Annotated in this window: 18 protein-coding genes; 7 read left to right on the top strand and 11 right to left on the bottom strand. The window is 60.9% G+C overall.

Features of this window, described 5'->3' with window-relative positions; all coding sequences use genetic code 11:
* The first annotated feature begins 27 nt into the window (after positions 1-27).
* Entirely contained in the window at positions 28-1620 is a 1593-nt protein-coding gene (locus DFR46_RS06335; RefSeq protein ID WP_116237191.1) for a helicase HerA-like domain-containing protein, read from the top strand.
* Here DFR46_RS06335 and DFR46_RS06330 read toward each other — a convergent pair whose 3' ends face one another.
* The 3 genes from DFR46_RS06330 to queF all read right to left on the bottom strand — a co-directional run bounded on the left by DFR46_RS06330 (position 1621) and on the right by queF (position 3678).
* Positions 1621-2037, bottom strand: a complete 417-nt coding sequence (locus DFR46_RS06330) for an acyl-CoA thioesterase (protein WP_211306387.1) — start codon at positions 2035-2037, stop codon at positions 1621-1623.
* A gap of 76 nt (positions 2038-2113) precedes the next feature.
* Positions 2114-3199: a glutathione S-transferase gene (locus DFR46_RS06325; protein ID WP_116235676.1), complete on the bottom strand. Its 1086-nt coding sequence runs from the start codon at positions 3197-3199 to the stop codon at positions 2114-2116.
* Between the two features lie 32 nt (positions 3200-3231).
* Positions 3232-3678 carry a preQ(1) synthase gene (gene queF, locus DFR46_RS06320; protein ID WP_116235675.1) on the bottom strand — a complete coding sequence of 149 codons (447 nt, stop codon included), beginning with the start codon at positions 3676-3678 and terminating at the stop codon, positions 3232-3234.
* Between the two features lie 121 nt (positions 3679-3799).
* On the opposite strand from queF, the gene DFR46_RS06315 reads away from it, so the two are divergent.
* The 5 genes from DFR46_RS06315 (at position 3800) to DFR46_RS06295 (ending at position 10119) form a co-directional block, all read left to right on the top strand.
* Positions 3800-5041 (top strand): hypothetical protein, encoded by a 1242-nt coding sequence (locus DFR46_RS06315; RefSeq protein WP_116235674.1) that lies wholly within the window; start codon positions 3800-3802, stop codon positions 5039-5041.
* A 74-nt stretch (positions 5042-5115) separates the two neighbouring features.
* Complete coding sequence (locus tag DFR46_RS06310) at positions 5116-6618, top strand: S10 family peptidase (RefSeq protein WP_116235673.1); 1503 nt, start codon at positions 5116-5118, stop codon at positions 6616-6618.
* Positions 6619-6743: 125 nt separating this feature from the next.
* Positions 6744-7589, top strand: a complete 846-nt coding sequence (sseA, locus tag DFR46_RS06305) for a 3-mercaptopyruvate sulfurtransferase (protein WP_116235672.1) — start codon at positions 6744-6746, stop codon at positions 7587-7589.
* On the top strand, positions 7544-8788 hold the full coding sequence (gene metC / locus DFR46_RS06300) for a cystathionine beta-lyase (protein WP_116235671.1): 1245 nt from the start codon (positions 7544-7546) through the stop codon (positions 8786-8788). Before sseA ends, metC begins: the two co-directional genes overlap by 46 nt.
* The gene (locus tag DFR46_RS06295; protein WP_116235670.1) at positions 8776-10119 is read left to right on the top strand and encodes a mechanosensitive ion channel family protein; all 1344 of its coding nucleotides are present in this window, start codon (positions 8776-8778) and stop codon (positions 10117-10119) included. Before metC ends, DFR46_RS06295 begins: the two co-directional genes overlap by 13 nt.
* Here DFR46_RS06295 and DFR46_RS06290 read toward each other — a convergent pair.
* On the bottom strand, positions 10116-10457 hold the full coding sequence (locus DFR46_RS06290; RefSeq protein WP_116235669.1) for a hypothetical protein: 342 nt from the start codon (positions 10455-10457) through the stop codon (positions 10116-10118). The two genes, DFR46_RS06295 and DFR46_RS06290, sit on opposite strands and share 4 nt — an antisense overlap.
* A gap of 259 nt (positions 10458-10716) precedes the next feature.
* On the opposite strand from DFR46_RS06290, the gene DFR46_RS06285 reads away from it, so the two are divergent.
* Positions 10717-11424 (top strand): TorF family putative porin, encoded by a 708-nt coding sequence (locus DFR46_RS06285; RefSeq protein WP_116235668.1) that lies wholly within the window; start codon positions 10717-10719, stop codon positions 11422-11424.
* Here DFR46_RS06285 and DFR46_RS06280 read toward each other — a convergent pair.
* From DFR46_RS06280 to DFR46_RS06250, 7 genes are all read right to left on the bottom strand, one after another.
* Complete coding sequence (locus DFR46_RS06280; RefSeq protein ID WP_116235667.1) at positions 11421-12974, bottom strand: ATP-binding cassette domain-containing protein; 1554 nt, start codon at positions 12972-12974, stop codon at positions 11421-11423. The genes DFR46_RS06285 and DFR46_RS06280 overlap by 4 nt on opposite strands.
* Positions 12971-13804, bottom strand: coding sequence for an ABC transporter permease (locus tag DFR46_RS06275; RefSeq protein WP_116235666.1), 834 nt, complete (start codon positions 13802-13804; stop codon positions 12971-12973). Before DFR46_RS06275 ends, DFR46_RS06280 begins: the two co-directional genes overlap by 4 nt.
* Positions 13801-14724: an ABC transporter permease gene (locus DFR46_RS06270; RefSeq protein WP_116235665.1), complete on the bottom strand. Its 924-nt coding sequence runs from the start codon at positions 14722-14724 to the stop codon at positions 13801-13803. Before DFR46_RS06270 ends, DFR46_RS06275 begins: the two co-directional genes overlap by 4 nt.
* Before the next feature lie 125 nt (positions 14725-14849).
* Positions 14850-15263: a DUF3035 domain-containing protein gene (locus DFR46_RS06265; protein WP_116235664.1), complete on the bottom strand. Its 414-nt coding sequence runs from the start codon at positions 15261-15263 to the stop codon at positions 14850-14852.
* Positions 15263-15778 (bottom strand): signal peptidase II, encoded by a 516-nt coding sequence (gene lspA, locus DFR46_RS06260; RefSeq protein ID WP_116237190.1) that lies wholly within the window; start codon positions 15776-15778, stop codon positions 15263-15265. Before lspA ends, DFR46_RS06265 begins: the two co-directional genes overlap by 1 nt.
* Before the next feature lie 51 nt (positions 15779-15829).
* Positions 15830-18604 carry an isoleucine--tRNA ligase gene (ileS, locus tag DFR46_RS06255; protein ID WP_116235663.1) on the bottom strand — a complete coding sequence of 925 codons (2775 nt, stop codon included), beginning with the start codon at positions 18602-18604 and terminating at the stop codon, positions 15830-15832.
* Between the two features lie 148 nt (positions 18605-18752).
* Positions 18753-19688 (bottom strand): bifunctional riboflavin kinase/FAD synthetase, encoded by a 936-nt coding sequence (locus tag DFR46_RS06250; protein WP_116235662.1) that lies wholly within the window; start codon positions 19686-19688, stop codon positions 18753-18755.
* Positions 19689-19690: the final 2 nt, after the last annotated feature.

Below are 19690 nucleotides of genomic sequence, written 5' to 3'. Positions count from 1 at the left end.
CGCAAAGGCAATTTTGGGGGCGTATCGATGAGTGAATCGGCAGGCATATTTCTCGGCAAGGGCGGGGGCGAAAAGCAGTTTCTCAACCTTTCCCGCGCCAACCGGCACGGTCTGATCGCCGGCGCCACGGGCACCGGCAAGACCGTTACCGTGCAGGGCTTGTGCGAGAGTTTCTCCAATGCCGGCGTTCCGGTTTTCGTGGCCGATGTCAAAGGCGACCTTTCCGGCGTTGCCATGCCCGGCAGCGAGAGTTTCAAGCACCATGACAAGCTGATCGAGCGTGCGCAGGAGATCGGCCTGGAAGAGTATCGCTATCTCGACAGCCCGACGATTTTCTGGGACCTGTACGGCGAAAAAGGTCATCCGATCCGCACGACTATCAGCGAGATGGGGCCGCTCCTGCTCGGGCGGTTGATGGATCTTTCCGATGCCCAACAGGGCGTTCTGGAAATTGCATTCCGCTTTGCCGACGACGAAGGCATGCTGCTCCTCGACCTCGAAGACCTGCAGGCGATGATGGTCGCCACGTCGGAACATGCGAAGGAATTGTCGGCGCAATATGGCAATGTGTCGCGGCAGAGCGTTGGCGCTATCCAGCGCAAACTTCTCCAGCTCGACAATCAGGGCGCTGCCGAGTTTTTCGGCGAACCAGCACTCGACATCGACGATTTTTTCCGCAGCGACGATCAGGGGCGCGGTTTCGTCAATATTCTGATGGCTGACAAGCTGATGGAACAGCCGAAGTTATATGCCACTTTCCTGCTCTGGCTGATGAGCGAACTTTTCGAAGCTCTCCCCGAGGTCGGGGATCCCGACAAGCCAAAGCTCGTCTTCTTCTTCGATGAAGCGCATCTGCTCTTCGACGATGCTCCGGATGCGCTTCAGGACAAGATCGAACAGGTTGTTCGCCTGATCCGGTCCAAGGGAATCGGCGTCTATTTCATCACGCAGAACCCGATCGATATCCCGGAAAAGGTTGGTGGGCAGCTGGGCAATCGTATCCAGCATGCGCTGCGCGCCTTCACCCCGCGCGACAAGCGGGCGATCAAGGCGGCGTCGGAGACATTCCGGATCAATCCCGATCTCGATGTCGAGACCGCGATCACCGAGCTGAAGGTCGGCGAAGCGCTGGTTTCGACGCTGATGGACGATGGCGCGCCATCTCCGGTTGAACGGACGCTGATCCGCCCGCCTTATTCCCGGATGGGGCCGATCTCTACGGGAGAACGGGCGGCGATCCGCGCAGCTTCCCCTATCGGCGATATTTATGATGAGCGGGTCGATCGCGAATCTGCCGCCGAGATATTGGAGCAGAAGGCTCAGGATGCCGCGGAAACCGCTCAGGAGGTGGCAGAGCAGGGCGAGGAGGCAGTGCGTGAACGGCCGCGCAAGAGCAAGTCGCTCTGGGCAAGGGTAGGCCGGGCGGCGGCAGGCGCGGCCGCCGCGTCCGCCGGGGCCGCATTGGGGCGCAGAATGTCCGGACGCACGAGCCGCGCCAATCCGACGGCATCAGCGGCCAGCGCCGCGGGCAGCACAATCGGTAATGAGATCGGCAACGCGATCGGCATTCCGGGCGTAGGCCGCTTCGTCCGCGGCGTACTGGGCGGGCTGTTGCGCTAGTTAGCGTCCAGATTTATCGGGCAGGAAGAGCGCCGCGATTTCCTCGGCAATACGGGCCGGGCGCAACGTTTCCGCGTCGATGCAGCACCAGCGGGATTTTACCTCGGCCAGCACTTCTTCCCCGCGTTTGATGACGGTGTCGTAAAAGGCGCTCGCGCCCTGCACTTTTTCGACGACGACCGAAGCTATTACGTTGTCGTCGAGAAATGCGGGTTTGCGATAGGTGATTTCGTGCTTGAGCGCGACCCAGAGGTGCGCTGCAACCGCCTGAGGTGGTGCGATTTTCTGCCAGTGCGCTAGAACGGCGTCCTGCACCCAGTTCAGGTAATTTGCGTTGTTCACATGACCCATGAAATCGATGTCTTGCGCATCGACGGCAATAGGGTGCTCATGGCGGGGAAGGGCAATATCAGTCACGATTTTCCGGATACTCGTTTACACGTTCGACCACATATATAGCTAACAACTATGTCAGTAAAGCGACTGTCCGCCGCTAGGCTTGGCTCATCGCCCCATTGCCGAAGTTGATGGAAGGAAAGGGCGCGAAATCCTGGAACGCCGATCCGCCGACCGCCTCGAGAAGGGCATCGACCGCCGCTTTGTCCGCACCGTCCAGCGCGCGATAGAATTCCAATGGCCGCTGGAGCATCCAGAGGGAGAAGGGCGAGGCAAACCGCTCGTTGGCCACACCCTCGATAGTATAGGGAGCCATGCCGACCGCGCGCGGTACGGCCGCCCCGGGATTGGTTTCGGTCCAGGCAGTATAGAGTTTCGCAACTTGTTCGAGATGCGGCAACTGCTCGTCCATCATGCGACGCAGCACAGGCAGCAACGTTTCCGGTATCGCGTCATCCTCCAGGAAATCGCCGGAAAGGGGCATTGCGGCGTCCATCATCCGCTCGACCCACAGGGCGACATTGGGAGCAAGCCGTTTCATCAGCTTGCCGGATTCCGGATCGCGGTAGAGATGGGCATAAAACGGCCCGATCAGGCCGTAATCGCCTATCGACGGCCTCGTGCCGAGCAAATAGTCATGCTCCGTGAAATGGGTCTCGAGATCCGCGAGCAGCGCTTCATAGCTTTGTTCGATCGCGGGGATTGTGGTGTCGTTGATGCCGAGCATCGGGACAAAGCCCTTGAACCGTTGACCGATTTCGCGGCCGCGATCGGCCTGCTCTTTCGCGCTGCCGTCCGGCAGATTGGCCTTGCCGAATTCGCCGTAAATCCATTCCTCATTATAGTTCCAGCGATAATGCATGGCGGGAATAACGAGCCATTCATCGCCATAGAGCTCGAACAGCAGGGCGACGAGTTTCTGCACTGGCGTGTCCGGATAGACGGATGGTCCGCCCGCTTCGGTCTCGAAATGATCGATAATGCTCGTCGTATCCTGGATGATCGTGCCATCCTCCTTCCGGACGACCGGAACGACGGGATAGCCGACCGCCGGGATGATAACGTCCCGCATCACTTCCGGAGACGGCATCTGTTCCTCATAGTCGATCCGTTTCCAGTCGAGATAGGATCGGGCCTTGCCTGAAAAGAGCGAGGCGGGTGCTCCATAGAGGATATGCGTCATCGATATGTCTCCGCGATGGGAAAGGGGGAGCCCTAACCGCGTCCGCGATAGGGCGGGACTCCCTGATCCGGCAGCCACAGCCCTTCGGGCGGTGTGCCGGATTGCCAGAAAACATCGATCGGAATGCCGCCACGCGGATACCAGTAGCCACCGATGCGTAACCATTGCGGCTGCATCTCCTCGAACAGTCGTTTGCCGATACCTACGGTGCAATCTTCGTGGAATGCCTGATGGTTACGGAAGCTTCCGAGAAACAGTTTTAAAGATTTGCTCTCAACAATCGTCTGGCCCGGCGCATAATCGATGACCAGATGTGCGAAGTCGGGCTGGGCAGTGACCGGGCAGAGCGAGGTGAATTCCGGTGCGGCGAATCGCACCAGATACAGCTCTCCCGTACGCGGGTTGGGAACATAATCGAGCGATGCGTCTTCGGGAGACGAGGGCAGAGACGAGCTCTTGCCGAGATGCTTGGCGTCCATGGCGCTCATCTAGTCGATTTGGTGGTTGATGTCATTCCCGGCATGCGGTTCACTGACGATTAAGCTGGCGCAGCGTTGGTTCTACGCTGTATCGGGGCTGGGGCAGAATAGGGTAGCAACAGTGCGGCGTAATGCGTTTTTCATACTTGGAATTCTGGCGGCATTTGCCGCGCCGCTTGCCCCTGTCTCGGCGCAGGAGGCCGAAACCGAGGCTGAGACCAGCCCGACTACGCAGTCGCAGCGACCACCTGTGTTCAGCCTGCCACCCGGTGAAGTCCGCGAACAGGCCCAGCCGAATGTGCAGGGACCGCGGGCTCCCGGTGTCTCCTCTCCGCGCCTGATCGATCCCGATGCCGATCCAACGCCGTCATCCTCTGTGAACACTTCCCGCCCGGCCATGACTTCGCGCCAGCCCGATCCAGCTCCCGCCGTAACGGTGAGCAGGCCGCAAAGCGCGCCAGATCATGCCGCCCAGTCCAGAGTATCTGTTTCGCGGCCGCCATCTAGCGCGCCGGAAACCGATTCGTCGTCGATCGCGGACCTGCCGCGGCCGCTGATCGCCGATCAGTCACCGGTGCCCGAACCGGCTGAGACGGACGCAAGTCCGGTCGCCGATGCGCCTCTCGATCAGCGCGGCATTGCATGGTGGGTCTGGTTGCTCGGGCTGGGCGCGATTGTCGGTCTTGCCGTTGTGATACGGATAGTGAGCAGCCCGAAGCTCGTTAAAGAAGAGGAAGCCCCCGAGCTTGCACCTCTTATTCGGAAAAAGGCACAACCAGACGCCGAACCAGAAGCGCATCGAGCACCGACGCCAGCTCCAGAGACACCAACGCCAGCTATGGCCGCAGCACCTGTCGCGTCGCCCGCTGCGGATGCACCGTCCCGGATCGAAGTCGATTTCCAGCCCTTGTCGGCGCGTCTGTCCACGCTCGGATTGACACTCACCTATCGGCTGACGCTGTTCAACATCAGCGATGGGCCGCTGCAGGACATTGCCGTCCGGCTGGGGATGCGCTGTGCCGATAGCAGTGCGATGGAAAGCGCGGCCGAAGCCGGCCCACCCTGTGTTTCGTTCGACACGCTGGAGGCCGGTGCCTCGCATACCCATACGGGTGAAATCCGCCTCGATCCCACGGTCTTCAAACCGCTCCAGTCGGATGGCAAACCCATGCTGGTACCCATTGTCGATATGGTCCCCTGCTACAGGGACAGCGACGATGTGCTGCATGAAATGCATGCCGCGATGCTTGTCGGTCGCGAACTGGAACCGCCAACGCCGAAAATGCAGCCCTTCTGGCTGGAACGGGGTTTTGGTCAATTTGGCGCGATCGGTTGCCGGATGCTGAGCGTCAAAACCGCCTGACCCTGACCTTGCTTCGCTTGTCGCTATCGGCGCTTCATGCCATAGATTGGTTGATTTTTTCAGAGGGGTAGCGCATGATTTTCCGATCGATAGCGGCGGGTTTGGCGATTCTGGCAATGACGCCGGCACTCGCCCAGGAAGCACAAGAAACCGCCGCCCAGCCAGCGGTGGAAATTCCCGATCCTGTCGTTTCGGTTACCCGACATCGCGGTGCATTCGGCGGCCAGTCATTTGCCTATACAGCAACGGCCGGAGAGACTTATCTGACGGATGATGACGGCAATCCCAATGCCCGTATTTTCTCGGTCGCCTATATCCGCGATGGCGGAGATGTCTCGCGGCCCATCACGTTTCTGTTCAACGGCGGGCCTGGCTCCGGGTCGCTATGGCTGCACATGGGGGCGTTCGGGCCGCGCCGCGTCGCGATTCCTTCCAACGGTACGGATGACGGCGCGCCGCCTTATCGCATGATAGACAATCCGGACAGCTTGCTCGACGTTACCGACATCGTCTTTATCGATCCGGTCGGTACGGGATTCAGCACGACTCTCGGTGATACGGAACCAACGGAATTTTGGGGTGTCGATGCCGATGCTCGATCGATTGGCACTTTCATCCGGCGCTGGCTGTCCGAAAATGGCCGCTGGAATTCACCGAAATACCTAGGCGGGGAAAGCTATGGCACGACACGGACGGCCGCCGTCGTCAATGTGCTTGAAGGCAGTTTCAACGATGTCGCGTTTAACGGATTGCTGCTAATTTCGACGATCCTGGATTTCGGGGCACAGGCAGAGGTTCCGGGCAACGAGATGCCTTATGTCCTGCATTTGCCGACGATGGCCGCGACGGCATTCTATCATGGGCGTGCGCCGGCGGACGTTTCCGACCTTGAAAGTCATGTTGCGGCGGCGCGCGAATTCGCCCGAGGCGAATATCTGACAGCACTGATCCGGGGCAGCGAGCTGCAAGCCGATACGCGCGCCGATATCCGCCGCCTTCTCGCCTATTTCACGGGCCTGTCGGAGACGTATCTTGAGCAAGCCGATCTGCGCGTTTCTCCGCGCCGTTTCTACAAGGAGCTTTTGCGCGATCAGGGGCTGACAGTGGGGCGGCTCGATTCCCGCTATACGGGCCGCGATTATGACAATGCTGGGGAATCGCCGGACAATGATCCGAGCTTCTATGGGATCGATGCCAGCTATACGGCGGCGCTCAACAGCCATGTCCGCGAGACGCTCGGTTTTAACCCGGATCGCCAATATGTGACGATCGGCGGGGTCAGCGAATGGGACTGGGATTTGAGCCGAGGCGGCAGGGACAGCACCTATTATCGCAGTGTCGCGCCCTATATCGGTCGCGCGATGCGGGAAAATAGCGGCCTCAATGTTTTCGTCGCCCAGGGCTATTTCGATTTCGCCACACCGTTTTTCGGCGCCGAATATGCGCTGTCGAGAACCGGCATGCCCACTGAACGTATTCACTATCGCTATTATGATGCAGGCCACATGATGTATGTGAACGAGCCGGAACTGACCCGGCTGACACAGGATATTCGCGCTTTCATTCGCAGTCGGTGATCTGGCTGGCCGGCAAAGTCCCCACGGGCAGGTCATTGTCCATTTGGTGAGGGAATCCCTCGACTAGGCCGACGGCCAAAGCTAAGGATTGGGGGACTCGAAACCCAAGCAGGAATTAGTTGAACATGGAAATGCTCGTCTCGACCGAATGGCTCGCCGGAGAAATGGGAGCCAGCGATCTGCACATCATTGATGCGACGCAGTTCCTTCCCGATGCAGGGCGCGATGCGAAGGCAGAATATGGCTTCGAGCATATCCCCGGCGCGGTTTTCATGGATCTTGAAGAGGTGTGCGATACGTCGAGCAATCTTCCGGGAATGCTGCCGACTGCGGAGAAATTCGCCAGCCGGATGCAATCGCTCGGCATCGGCGATGGCCGCCGTATCGTGATCTACGATAATTCGCCGCTGCACAGCGCCGCCCGCGCCTGGTGGATGACCAAGGATGTTTTCGGTGCGCATAATGTTGCCGTTCTGGATGGCGGCCTCGCCAAGTGGAAAGCCGAGGGCCATGCCGTCGAACAGGGAAAACAGCAGGTTCGCCACCGGCATTTCACGCCGTTTCATGACGACAGTTCGGTTCGCGATCTTGACGCAATGAAAGCGCTGGCCGGATCGGACGAGGTCGAGATCGTCGATGCCCGCCCCGAAGAACGTTTCAGGGGAGAAGGCCCGGAACCGCGCCCCGGTGTTGCGCCCGGCCATATTCCGGGTTCCAAAAATGTACCGCATTCCACTCTGTTCAATGATGACGGCACCTGGAAGCAGGGTGACGATCTGAAGGCAGCCTTCACCGCGGCCGGGGTCGATCTTGGCAAGCCGATGGTTACAACCTGCGGCGGCGGCACGACGGCGGCGGTACTTCTGTTCGGTGCCAAACTGCTCGGTAAGGGCGATGTGGCGCTCTACGATGGTAGCTGGGCCGAATGGGGCGGGCAGGCGGATACCGAAAAAGCGACCGGAGCCGCGTGAGGGGAGGCGGGTCCGACAAGAAACCCGCGACGCGCCTTGTAACGGGCGGTCGGCGCAAGGAATGGACGGGTGCGGTCGTTAATCCGCCGGTCTGGCGCGCCAGCACCCATTTATATGATTCCGTTGCAGATATGCGCGCTGGCAAGGCCAGTAACGAGGATGGCCGTTTTTTCTACGGTCGGCGCGGATCGCCGACGCAATGGGCCCTTGCCGAAGCGCTGACCGAGCTGGAACCGGGTGCGCATGGGACAATGCTGTTTCCGTCCGGCGTTTCAGCGATTGCCTGTGCGCTGCTGGCTGTGTTGAGGCCCGGCGACGTGCTGTTGATGGCTGACAGCAGCTATGACCCGACCCGCAGCTACGCCGAAGCCTTCCTGAAGAAATGGGGCGTGGAAACCCGCTATTATGATCCTTTGATCGGCGCGGGTATTGCCGATCTGATCTGCGAGCGGACCCGCGCAATCATGATGGAAAGCCCGGGCAGCCTGACGTTCGAGATTCAGGATGTGCCCGCAATCTGCGCCGCTGCGAAAGACCGCGGTGTAACGACCCTGCTCGACAACACCTGGGCGGCTTCCTATTTTTTTCGCGGTATCGAACATGGCGTCGATATTACGATCCTTGCCGGCACCAAATATATTGTCGGCCACAGCGATGTGATGTTGGGTTCGGTCACATGCACCGAGAAATACTGGCAGCGCGTGCGGCGCACGGCGCAGCAACTGGGACAGGTCATTGCCCCGGACGATGCTTATCTCGCGCTGCGCGGGCTGCGTACGCTGGATGTACGAATGCGCCAACACCAGGATTCAGCCCTCAAGATCGCGCGCTGGCTCGCCGGTCAGCCCCGGGTCGCCCGAGTGCTGCACCCGGCGCTGCCCGACTGCCCCGGACACGCCATCTGGCGGCGAGATTTTTCCGGATCCGCCGGACTGTTTTCCTTTGTCATGGATGGCGGGGATGCCGATGCCGTTGCGGCATTTGTCGATGGGCTCGCGCTGTTCGGTATCGGCTATAGCTGGGGTGGATATGAGAGCCTTGCCCTGCCAGTCGATCCTACGCCCGACCGATCGGCCACCGAATGGAAGGCCGAGGGACCGGTAATCCGGCTCAACATTGGCCTGGAAGACTGCGCCGACCTGATGGCTGACCTTGCGAAGGGCCTGGAAAGATACGAGAAGACAGCATGCAAGAGGTAATCGCCCTTCTCACCCGTATCGGGGTTCCCCTGCCGGACGATCTCAACTGGCTCGCTGTTGCGATCGGCCTGTTCTTCGTCGGGACCGGTACGGCGATCGGCTGGGTCATAAGCCGTTGGGCCGGGCAGCATCTTGCGGGTTTCTGGGACAAGGCTGTCGGCGATCGCGCCGAGGGGCTCAGTGCGCGAATGGTGCGTATCATCTACCACGCTACCGTTTCGATTGTCCTCGCAATCGCGTTCTTCGCCATGGACTGGTGGACCTTTACCGATCTTGTGATTGGAGCAGGGTGGGGCCTGTGTGCAGGTTATCTGGTCTGGCACATTGCGAGGGCGATCAATTTTTCCCGCTGGATTTCGCTGACAGTGGGGCTGTTCACGTTCGGCGTGATCCTGAGCAATGCGGTCGGCGGACTGGAACGCGTCACCTTTGTCTTCGATCGCATCGGGGTCACGGTCGGAAGCACCCGGATCTCTTTGCTCACGGTCATGATAATCGTCATTACGGCGCTCGCGCTGTTCGCCGTCGTCCGCATCATGCGCCGTGTCATCAGCCATTCGATCCAGAGTTCCAGCGGTCTTGATCCGGCCCAGAAACTGCTGGCCGACAAGCTGGCGACCGTCGTCATTATGGCGGCGGCCTTTTTCATCGGTATCGATATTCTGGGTATCGACCTTACGGCGCTGGCCTTCTTTTCAGGTGCGCTTGGTCTTGCCGTCGGTTTCGGCATGCAGAAGACGGTCGGCAATCTGATCGCCGGCATCATTCTGCTTATGGACCGCTCGATCAAACCTGGCGATGTGATTGCGGTCGGCGAGAGTTTCGGTTGGGTCAATAAGATCGGTGTACGTGCGGTTTCGATCATTACGCGTGACGGCAAGGAACATCTGATACCGAACGAAAACCTGATGACCGAAGAGGTGGAGAACTGGTCCTATTCCAGCCTGGAGGTCCGCGTTCATATCGAGGTTGGCGTATCCTATAACTGTGACATTCGCTTGGCGCAGGAATTGATGGTCGAGGCGGCGCTTGATGCTCCGCGTGTTCTCAAAAGCCCGAAGCCCAAAACACTCTTGTTCGAATTTGGCGATTCGTCGGTGAATTTCGATGTACGCGTCTGGATCAAGGATCCCGAAGAGGGTGTTGCCAATGTCCGCTCGGAGATTCTCAACCGGATCTGGTGGAAATTCAAAGAGAATGATATCGAGATTCCGTTCCCGCAGCGCGATCTTCACATCAAGGAATGGCCGGAAGGCAAACCGATGGCGCTGGCCGGGGATGACATAGCCGCGTCCGCACCGGTGGCCCCGCCAAAGCCGGGCGCCAGCTAAAGCCCGACAAATCTGCCGAGCTGGAATATGCGCTGACGCAGGTGGCGCGCCAGTTCTTCCGCCGCGATCGATGCCTCCGGGCCTTTGCCGAGCAAGGCGCGCGCGCCGGCTGTGGCGGCAAGAACGGTTTGGTCCGCGACCGATTGAAAGCCGTTCCTGGCTATGCCCGGTGTCCGGCCGAATGCCCTGCGCAATGTCGCTTCGTCGGGAATATCGCGTGATTTCGCATCCTGAGGCACCATCTGTTCGACGATTGACAGCACTGTATAGAGCCGGGAAACCTGCTCCAGCTCGGATCCAGCGCTTTCCTGCGCAACTATCTGGTTTTGAACGGTCATTGTACGGCTCTTTTCATATCCGCTGTCATAATCGCCCAAAGCTTCTAATATTTGGCTAAGCTCACCCCGGCGCAGCGAGAATGTTGCAGCGCAGCAACATTCTTGATCTTTTGCGCTCTATTCTTTGAAATATCATTGTGTGCATGTGCGAACATCTGCATGTTCATAATCAATAGCCCTATCGGTCCGCCTTTGCAGGACAGAGAGCGAGGGGTGCGCTGGGACGAATAGAACCGTATTCGAACAAAAAGGATATATTATGCGCACCTCGATTTTTGGCCTCGCTCTTTTCGCCACCACCGCCATCGCCACGCCGCTCCATGCCGAAGAACTTGGCGGCGGTTTCAACCTTTCCGGCAATGCCGCGCTTGTGACGGACTATCGGTTTCGTGGCGTTTCCTTTTCTGACGAGGATATCGCGATCCAGGGCGGGATCGATATCGAGCATATCAGCGGTTTCTATGTCGGCACCTGGGCGTCGTCGATCGAGGACAGCCCGGTTTTCGGCCATACCGAGCTGGACATTTATGCTGGCTGGTCGGGCGAAGTCGCATCGGGCCTCAGCCTCGATGTCGGCATACTCGCCTATCTCTACCCGAACGGCAATGTCGGCGATGCCGACTATGTCGAGCCCTATGCCTCGCTTACCTATGCAATCGGCCCGGCCGAAGTCACGACCGGGGTCGCATGGGCGCCGAGCCAGAATGCGATCGGCAATGACGACAATCTCTATGTCTATTCCGATATCGGTATCGGTATTCCGGGTACGCCAGTCTCGGTTGGCGGCCATCTCGGATACACCGATGGCAGCCTGTCGGTCGATCCGGACGGCGATTATTGGGATTGGGGACTGAGCGCCGAAGCCGTATTCGGCATGCTCTCCGTCGGCGTCGCCTATGTCTCGACGGCGGTGGACGGGCCGGGCACGGACGGCGCGGTTGTCGGTACGCTCGGCGTCAGCTTCTAAACGCCCGAGGCCGTGACAAGTTTTTGCGTTGCCCGATGGGCCGGTGTGGCGATTATCCGCTGCGCCGGCCCTTCTTCGACAATCTCTCCCGCCTCCATCACCGCAATGCGGTGACAGAGCCGCCGCGCAACGGCGAGATCATGGGTGATGAACAACAGCGCCAGATTGCGCTTTTGGCGGAGCCGTTCGAGCAGATCGAGGACCCGGCCCGCGACAAGGACATCGAGCGCCGATGTCGCTTCGTCGAGCACCAGCATCTCGGGCTCGCTGACCAGTGCCCTTGCGATGGCGACCCTCTGCGATTGGCCGCCGGAAAGTGCGCGCGGCAGACGATCGGCAAACTCGGCCGGCAGGTCGACCTCCTGCAGGGTCGCTCCGACGAGTTCAGCCCGATCCCCTTTTCCAAGCCCCGGGCGCAAATGGCGAAGCGGTTCGGCGATGATATCCGAGACCTGCCATTGTGGATCAAGGCTTGCAGCCGGATCCTGAAAGACCGGCTGGATCAGACGGCGATAGCGGGGGAGCATGCGCTTGCGTTCGGGCAGGGTCTCTTCGCGCCAGCAAACCTGCCCGCGATCAAGCGGCCCAAGCCGCGCAATGGCGCGTGCGAGCGTTGATTTGCCCGACCCCGACCCCCCGACGAGCGCCAGCGCTTCGCCTTCATGCACGGTCAGCGATGCACCGGAAACCGCCTCGATGCGGCCCCGTCGCCAGCCGGGGCGGGGAAAGGAGACATGGACATTCTCGGCCAGCAGGAGCGGGGCCCCCGTTTCGGCCAGATCGGGCGGTGGATCGGTCAGCCTGGGCGTCGCTGCGACCAGCTCCCGCCCATAGGCGCTGGTTGGGGCGGCAAGATGCCGGGCAGCCGGGCCGCTTTCCTCGACCCGGCCGCCGCGCAGCATGACCAGCCGGTCGGCATGGCGGCCGATGGCAGCCAGATCATGGCTGACCAGCAGAAGGGCGAGGCCGTCCTCGCGCCGCAATGTGTCGAGCAGGGCCATGATTTCCGCACGCAAACTGGCGTCGAGCGCGCTGACGGGTTCGTCGGCAATCAGCAGTTTCGGCCGGTGGGCGATGGCCATGCCGATCAGCGCACGCTGTCGCTGGCCGCCCGACAGGCGGTGCGGAAACTGATCGAGCCGGTTTTCCGGTTCGTCGAGGCCTACACGGTCCAATGCCGCAATCATGTCGCTGCGCGAGGGCGGCGGTGCACCGCCTTGCCGCCAAGCCTCGGAGAGCTGCGCGCCGATGGTCAGGTGCGGAGTAAGGGCCGTCAGCGGATGCTGGAAGACAAAACCGACATCCTTCCCGCGTATCTGCCGCAGCGTGGCCGGATCGGCGCCGATCAGTTCCGTCTTGCCGAGCCGGGCCGACCCGGCCGGGATACCGGGCGACAGGCCGAAAGGCGCAAGGCAGCTCTGGCTCTTGCCCGAGCCCGAGGCCCCGGCCAGCGCGACGCACTCGCCTGCACCGACCGCGAAACCGACATCCTCGACGACGAGCTCTCCGTCGATCCGGACATGCAGCCCGTCGACGGTGTAGACGCTCATCGGGCCAGCCTGTCGCGCAGGCGCTCGCCCGCGATGGTCAGGCAGACGATGACGAGGACCAGCACGCCGCCCGGTATCAGCAGGGCATGGGGCTGGAGATCCATATCGTCGGCGCCTTCTTTGACGAGGATGCCGAGCGAGGTCAGCGGTTCCTGCACACCCAGCCCCAGAAAGGAGAGGAAACTCTCGACCATCACGACCTGCGGCACGGTGAGGAGCAGATAGGCGAGCGCAACACCGGCGACATTGGGCAGAATATGGCCGGTCAGGATGCGCACAGGCGAAGCCCCCGCGGCCTCGGCGGCCGTGACGAAGGGGCGTTCCTTCAGCGCGATGACCTGTCCCCGCACGACCCGCGCCATGGTCAGCCATTCGACCGCGCCGATACCGATGAAGACGAGGACGATGCTGCGTCCGAACACGACCATCAGCAGGATGACGACAAACATGAAGGGGAGGGCGTAAAGCCCGTCGACGATCCGCATCATTGCCTCGTCGATCCTGCCGCCGCACCAGCCGGCGATCGCGCCCCATGCCGTTCCGATTATCAGCGCGACCAATGCGGCTGCTAGCGCCACGGCGAGCGTGACGCGCGTGCCGACCAGAGTGCGGGCCAGCAGGTCACGGCCCACCGTATCGGTGCCCAGCAGGTGTCCGGGTGCGAAGAGCGGGGCGCGGACAGCGTCCCAGCCGATCGCGCTGTGCGTCCAAGGCAGGAGAGGCGGAACGACCAGGGCCGCAAGCGCGATCGCCGCGACGATCAGGAGCGGGATGCGGCCCGGTCTGCCGCGGCCAGTGCGGGGATTGTCTGGGGTGGCCCGGCGGTTCATTCGGCACGCATCCTCGGGTCGAGCCAGCCATAGATGAGATCGGCAACGAGATTGAACAGGATGATGAGCCCGGCATAGAGGGTGACGACGCCGAGCACGAGCGGATAGTCGCGGTTGAGCGCGCCTTGCACGAAATAGCGGCCGAGGCCGGGCAGGGCGAAAACCGTTTCGATGATGACGGCACCGGTGAGCAGGCCCGCCGCTGCGGGACCGAGATAGCTGGCGACCGGAACGAGCGCCGGCCGCAGAGCGTGGCGCGCGATGACCTGGCTTTCGGCGAGGCCGCGTGCCCGCGCCGTGCGAACATGATCCTCGTTCAGCGCCTTTGCGAGGCCCGCCCTGGTGAGTTTGGCAATGGCACCGGCAAATGGCAGGGCGAGGGCGACGACCGGGAGGACGAGATGGGAAGGGCTGCCAGCTTCCCAGCCCGAGACCGGCAACCAGCCCAGGCCCAGCGCGAAGATCAGCACGAAGAGCGGCCCGGTGACGAATACTGGCAGGGCCGTCAGCAGCGTTGCGGCACCCATGACCGCTTCGTCCTGCCATCGCCCGGCGCGAACTGCGGCCCAGAGACCTCCACCGATGCCCAGCGCGCAGGACAGCAGCAGAGCCAATCCGCCGATGGTGAGCGAGACCGGCAGGCCCTGCGCGATCAACTCGCTGACGGTGAAGTCCCGATAGACGAGGCTCGGCCCGAAATCACCGCGCACGATCCTGCCGATATAGAGTATGATCTGTTCGCCGAGCGGCAGATCCAGACCATAGGCCGCATCCAGTGCTGCGCGGGTCTCTTCGTCAAGCGCGCGTTCGCCGTCGAACGGACCACCGGGCGCAAGCCGCATGAGCACGAAAGAAAGGACCACGACGCAAAGCAGCGTCGGGATCGCGGTTAGCAGTCTACGGAAGAGGAGGGCGCGCATGAATCGCTTACCCCGCCCGTCGGGGCTGAGCGTGTCGAAGCCCTGTCCTTAATTCTTCAACGGGAGAGAGAAAGAGCAACCCTTCGACAAGCTCAGGGTAAACGGTTTCTCTCAAATCTCTCGCCTTATTGCGGTGTCGAAACCGTCGCTTCGGGGGCATCGCCCTCGGGCGCATTCAGGATCGCCTGCGTCGTCGAGCCATAGTCGACCGCTTGGGTATCGGGATCACCGACATTGCTGCGAATGCCGGGCCGGGCCGAAGCGGGATCGGCTTCGCCGATTAGCGCTGCTTCAGCCGCACTGCGCGGAGCGGGGCCGCCGAACATGGCTTGCAGGGCCTCGGTGCTCGAATCGGCGCCGCGGGCTGCCGGTTCGCCGGGGCGCGGCGGGGTCAGTGCGAAATCGGGCGGAATCACCAGCGGCGCGGAACGCGACACGAGAAACTCGTCAGGACGATCCCGACCACCGCCGAAAACGCTGCATGCCGAAAGACTTGCGCCCATCACAACAAGGCTCGTTACCACCATCACTTTACGCATTACTCTGTCTCCGCCGGTTCAGGCTTGTCGCGTAGCAGAAAAGCCCGCAACACCAAAATCACAACCCCCATGGTAATCGCCGCGTCCGCGACATTGAAGACCAAAAAGGGCTGAAAGTCTCCAAAATGCAAATCGATAAAATCCGCGACATAGCCGTAGCGGACCCGATCGACGAGATTGCCGATCGCGCCGCCCAGCACAAGGCCAAGGGCCAGCACATCCTGTGTGCGCTTTTCCCGCCAGATCCAGATTACCACCCCGAGCGAAATCGCACCCGTCAGCCCGACAAGCAGCCAGCGCTGCATATCGGACGAAGCAGTCAGCATACCAAGCGAGACACCGCGATTTTCCACCCAGGTGAAATTGAGGATACTCATCAGCTCGATCTGCCCGCGCTGGGGCAGTTGGAGCAGTGTAATGATCCAGTATTTCGATATCTGGTCGATCAGGAAAATCGCCAGTGCGAGGACGTAACCAATCACAGTAGCACGCGCTAAGCGCTTGTTTTCGCTCATGCTGCGATCCGCCAGGTTGACACTGGTTGACACAGGTCGGGGGTTAGAGCGCTAGGCACCGATCACCTCCGCACAGCGTCCGCACAGCGCGCCGTCTTCCTCCACATCGGGCAGAAGACGCCAGCAGCGGCCGCATTTGCTGTGGTCGGTTTTCTTCACACTGTATGTCTTTGCATCGTGAACAGCCGCGACGATAGCCACTTCGGCGAAGGTCTCTTCATCGAATGGCATATCCCGGATCGGCATATACAGTTCCGCTTCCAAACTTGAGCGAATGATCTTGTCGCGTCGAAGCGGTTCTATCTGTTCTGTGGCGTGTTTCCGAATTGAAACGATCTCATTCCATTTTTCACGATGTTCAAAAATCCGCCATTCGGGGTTAACCGCAGGCCATTCTTCCAGATGGATCGACCCGGCATCCGGATAGCGTGTCTGCCAGACCTCTTCCGCCGTGAAGCAGAGGACCGGCGAGGCATAGCGCACCAGCGCGTGGAACAGCGTGTCGAGCACCGTGCGATATGCGCGGCGCTTGGGATCGTCCGGCGCGTCGCAATAGAGGCAATCCTTGCGGATATCGAAGAAGAAGGCGGACAGGTCTTCGTTCGCAAAATCGGTCAGCGCTCGGACATAGCGGGGGAAGGCGTAATCGTTGACGGCTTCCTTCAGCGTCGCGTCCAGCTCGGCCAGCAGGTGCAGCACATAGCGCTCAAGCTCCGGCATGTCGGCAACGGCGACACGCTCGCTCTCGTCGAAATCCGATAGCGCGCCGAGCATGTAGCGGAAGCTGTTGCGCAGCTTGCGGTACATGTCCGTCACGCCTTTCAGGATTTCCGGGCCGATCCGGTGATCCTCGGTGAAGTCGACGGTCGAAGCCCAAAGGCGCAGGATATCCGCGCCATTGACGTCGATGATCTTCTGCGGATCGAGCGTGTTGCCGAGGCTCTTCGACATTTTGAAGCCCTTGGCGTCCAGCGTCATGCCGTGGGTGAGCACGTCCTTGTAGGGTGCGCGTCCCCGCGTACCGCATGATTCCAGAAGACTCGACTGGAACCAGCCGCGATGCTGGTCCGAGCCTTCGAGATAGAGATCGGCGGGCGAACGGAGATTGGGCCATTTGCCGCTCTCCAGCACAAAGGCATGGGTCGATCCGCTGTCGAACCAGACATCCAAGATGTCCGTGACGACTTCCCAATCGTCGAGGCTGTATGTGTTGCCGAGCAGCGCCTGGTGATCGGCGGCGAACCATGCATCGGCCCCGCCATTGCGTACGGCCTCGATAATCCGCGCATTGACCTCGGGGTCGTTCAGATAGTTTCCGTCCTTGTCGGCATAGACAGTGATCGGCACACCCCAGGCACGCTGGCGGGAGAGCACCCAGTCCGGGCGGCCTTCGACCATCGAGCGCAGACGCTTGCGGCCCCGTTCCGGCACGAAGCGGGTTGTGTCGATTTCGGAGAGGGCGGTTTCGCGCAGGGTTTTCCCGCTCTCCAATGCCTCATCCATCCGCACGAACCATTGCGGCGTGCAGCGATAGATGACCTTGGCCTTGGATCGCCAGCTATGCGGATAGCTGTGCTGGAAATCGTCCGACGCCGAAAGCAGCGCCCCGGCTTCGCGCAAATCCGAACAGATCGGCCCTTCGGACGAATTGAACCGCTTGTTGATGACATTGCCCGCCCGCTCGTCGCCGCGCGGCAGCCAGAGCCAATCCTCGCGATAAACGCCATCGTCATCGACCGCGAACACAGGATCGATGCCATGTTCCTTGCAGGCAAAGAAATCTTCTTCGCCATGATCGGGCGCCATATGGACAAGGCCGGTGCCGGCCTCGGTTGTCACATGATCGGCGGCGATAAAAGGGCGTGGGTTGGCGAAAAAGCCGCCGAGCTTGTGCATCGGATGACGGGCGATAGTGCCGGCGAGCATGTGTCCCATGACATCATTGATAGTCGTTAGCTCAATGTTGCCCATCCGCGCCCGGAACTCGTTCCACAACTCCGATGCGACAAGGTAGACCGGACCCGTGCCGTCGAGCGCCTGAATCAAGTCGTATTCAATACCTTCTCCGTACGCGATCGCCTGGTTGACCGGAATCGTCCAGGGCGTCGTTGTCCAGATAACGGCATGCGCGCCGACCAACTCGGGGATCGGGCTTTCCGTAATCTCAAATGCCACATCGATCTGCGTCGACTGAACATCCGCATACTCGACTTCGGCCTCGGCCAGCGCTGTCTTCTCCACCGGTGACCACATCACCGGCTTCGCGCCGCGATAGAGCTGGCCGCTTTCGGCGAATTTCAGAAACTCCGCGACGATGGTCGCCTCGGCGTCGAAATCCATGGTGAGATAGGGCTTGTCCCACTCGCCCATCACGCCGAGCCGCTTGAACTCCTCGCGCTGCACATCGACCCATTTCGCGGCATAGTCGCGGCATTCCTGGCGGAACTCTGCGGCGGGAACCTCGTCTTTGTTGCGCTTTTTCTTGCGATACTGCTCTTCGATTTTCCACTCGATGGGAAGACCGTGGCAATCCCAGCCCGGAATATAGGGCGCGTCCTTGCCGAGCAGGCTCTGCGAACGCGCGACAAGATCCTTCAAAATCTTGTTCAGCGAATGGCCGATATGGATATTGCCGTTCGCATAGGGCGGGCCATCATGCAGGATGAATTTCTCGCGGCCTTTGCGCGCCTCGCGCAGCTTGCCGTACAGGTCATGCTCTTCCCAGCGCGCGAGGATGCCCGGCTCCTTGTTGGCCAGGCCAGCTTTCATCGGGAAATCGGTCTTCGGCAGGAAAACCGTGTCTTTATAGTCGGGCTGTTCGGACATTTGGGGCGATGTAAGGGGGAAGGGGCAAGGCGTCTAGCGGTTTTACGCCGGGAGTTCGTCACCCCGGACCTGATCCGGGGTCCAGAGCTGTATGCGAGAACGTGTTTGGCCCTGGATTCCGGATCAAGTCCGGAATGACGATGATGTTCTAGAGCACGTGCCGCGTCAGCCGTCTTTCGGCTTCCGCGCAATCTTCGGCCATCTGCACTTTCAGCGCGTCGAGATCATCAAACTTCGCTTCCTCGCGGATGAAGCTGACGAGTTCGACGGCAATCGTCTGGCCGTAAAGATCGCCGGTGAAATCGAAGAAATGGGGTTCCAGCAGTTCGGTTGGCGGATCGAAGCTCGGCCGGATGCCGAGATTGGCTGCGCCGTTCAGCGTGCGCCCGTCGGGCAGGCGGCCGCGCACCGCGTAAATTCCGTATTTCGGCCGGATATAGCTGCCGAGGCGGATATTGGCGGTCGGGTAGCCCAGTTCGCGGCCCTGTTTTGCGCCATGCTCCACCACGCCTTCTATGGTGAAGGGCCGGGTCAGGAGATGGGCGGCGGTTTCGCAATCGCCCGCCTTCAGGGCCGCGCGAATGCGGCTGGACGAGATGACATACTCATCTTCCGTAACCGGCGCTGCGATTTCCGTGAAAAAACCGCGCGATTTTGCATAGTCCGCCAGCATCACGACATCGCCCTTGCGGCCCTTGCCGAACACGAAATCATTGCCGGTAACGATGCCCGCGACGCCAAAACGGCGGAGCAGGATTTCCTCGACGAAATCCTCGGCAGATGTGCTGGCCAGCTCGTCGTCAAAGGCGAACACCATCATCGCATCGGCGCCTGCTTCCTTGAACAGCTCTTCGCGCTGATCGAGCGTGGTCAGTCGAAAGGGAGGCGCATCGGGCTGGAAATGACGGACGGGATGCGGATCGAAGGTGGCGACAATAACCGGGCGGTCATCGTCATGGGCGTGCTGAACGGCCCGGCCGACAACGGCCTGGTGCCCCCGGTGAAAGCCATCGAAATTGCCAAGTGCGATAACGCCGCCCCGCAAATCACCGGACACGGTATCGCGGTGGAAAAGCCGCTGCATCG

The sequence above is a fragment of the Parasphingopyxis lamellibrachiae genome (assembly GCF_003385775.1).
GTDB lineage: Bacteria > Pseudomonadota > Alphaproteobacteria > Sphingomonadales > Sphingomonadaceae > Parasphingopyxis > Parasphingopyxis lamellibrachiae.
This window is presented reverse-complemented; position numbering and strand designations above follow the sequence as displayed.

What these genes read in the sequence shown, in the direction of transcription:
- lspA (WP_116237190.1), bottom strand. Translation starts at nt 15,778, where the DNA reads ATGAGCGAAAACAAGCGCTTAGCGCGTGCTACTGTGATTGGTTACGTC.
- sseA (WP_116235672.1), top strand. Translation starts at nt 6,744, where the DNA reads ATGGAAATGCTCGTCTCGACCGAATGGCTCGCCGGAGAAATGGGAGCC.
- DFR46_RS06310 (WP_116235673.1), top strand. Translation starts at nt 5,116, where the DNA reads ATGATTTTCCGATCGATAGCGGCGGGTTTGGCGATTCTGGCAATGACG.
- queF (WP_116235675.1), bottom strand. Translation starts at nt 3,678, where the DNA reads ATGGACGCCAAGCATCTCGGCAAGAGCTCGTCTCTGCCCTCGTCTCCC.
- DFR46_RS06290 (WP_116235669.1), bottom strand. Translation starts at nt 10,457, where the DNA reads ATGACCGTTCAAAACCAGATAGTTGCGCAGGAAAGCGCTGGATCCGAG.
- DFR46_RS06280 (WP_116235667.1), bottom strand. Translation starts at nt 12,974, where the DNA reads ATGAGCGTCTACACCGTCGACGGGCTGCATGTCCGGATCGACGGAGAG.
- DFR46_RS06270 (WP_116235665.1), bottom strand. Translation starts at nt 14,724, where the DNA reads ATGCGCGCCCTCCTCTTCCGTAGACTGCTAACCGCGATCCCGACGCTG.
- DFR46_RS06325 (WP_116235676.1), bottom strand. Translation starts at nt 3,199, where the DNA reads ATGACGCATATCCTCTATGGAGCACCCGCCTCGCTCTTTTCAGGCAAG.
- ileS (WP_116235663.1), bottom strand. Translation starts at nt 18,604, where the DNA reads ATGTCCGAACAGCCCGACTATAAAGACACGGTTTTCCTGCCGAAGACC.
- DFR46_RS06335 (WP_116237191.1), top strand. Translation starts at nt 28, where the DNA reads ATGAGTGAATCGGCAGGCATATTTCTCGGCAAGGGCGGGGGCGAAAAG.
- metC (WP_116235671.1), top strand. Translation starts at nt 7,544, where the DNA reads ATGGGGCGGGCAGGCGGATACCGAAAAAGCGACCGGAGCCGCGTGAGG.
- DFR46_RS06250 (WP_116235662.1), bottom strand. Translation starts at nt 19,688, where the DNA reads ATGCAGCGGCTTTTCCACCGCGATACCGTGTCCGGTGATTTGCGGGGC.
- DFR46_RS06275 (WP_116235666.1), bottom strand. Translation starts at nt 13,804, where the DNA reads ATGAACCGCCGGGCCACCCCAGACAATCCCCGCACTGGCCGCGGCAGA.
- DFR46_RS06265 (WP_116235664.1), bottom strand. Translation starts at nt 15,263, where the DNA reads ATGCGTAAAGTGATGGTGGTAACGAGCCTTGTTGTGATGGGCGCAAGT.
- DFR46_RS06285 (WP_116235668.1), top strand. Translation starts at nt 10,717, where the DNA reads ATGCGCACCTCGATTTTTGGCCTCGCTCTTTTCGCCACCACCGCCATC.
- DFR46_RS06295 (WP_116235670.1), top strand. Translation starts at nt 8,776, where the DNA reads ATGCAAGAGGTAATCGCCCTTCTCACCCGTATCGGGGTTCCCCTGCCG.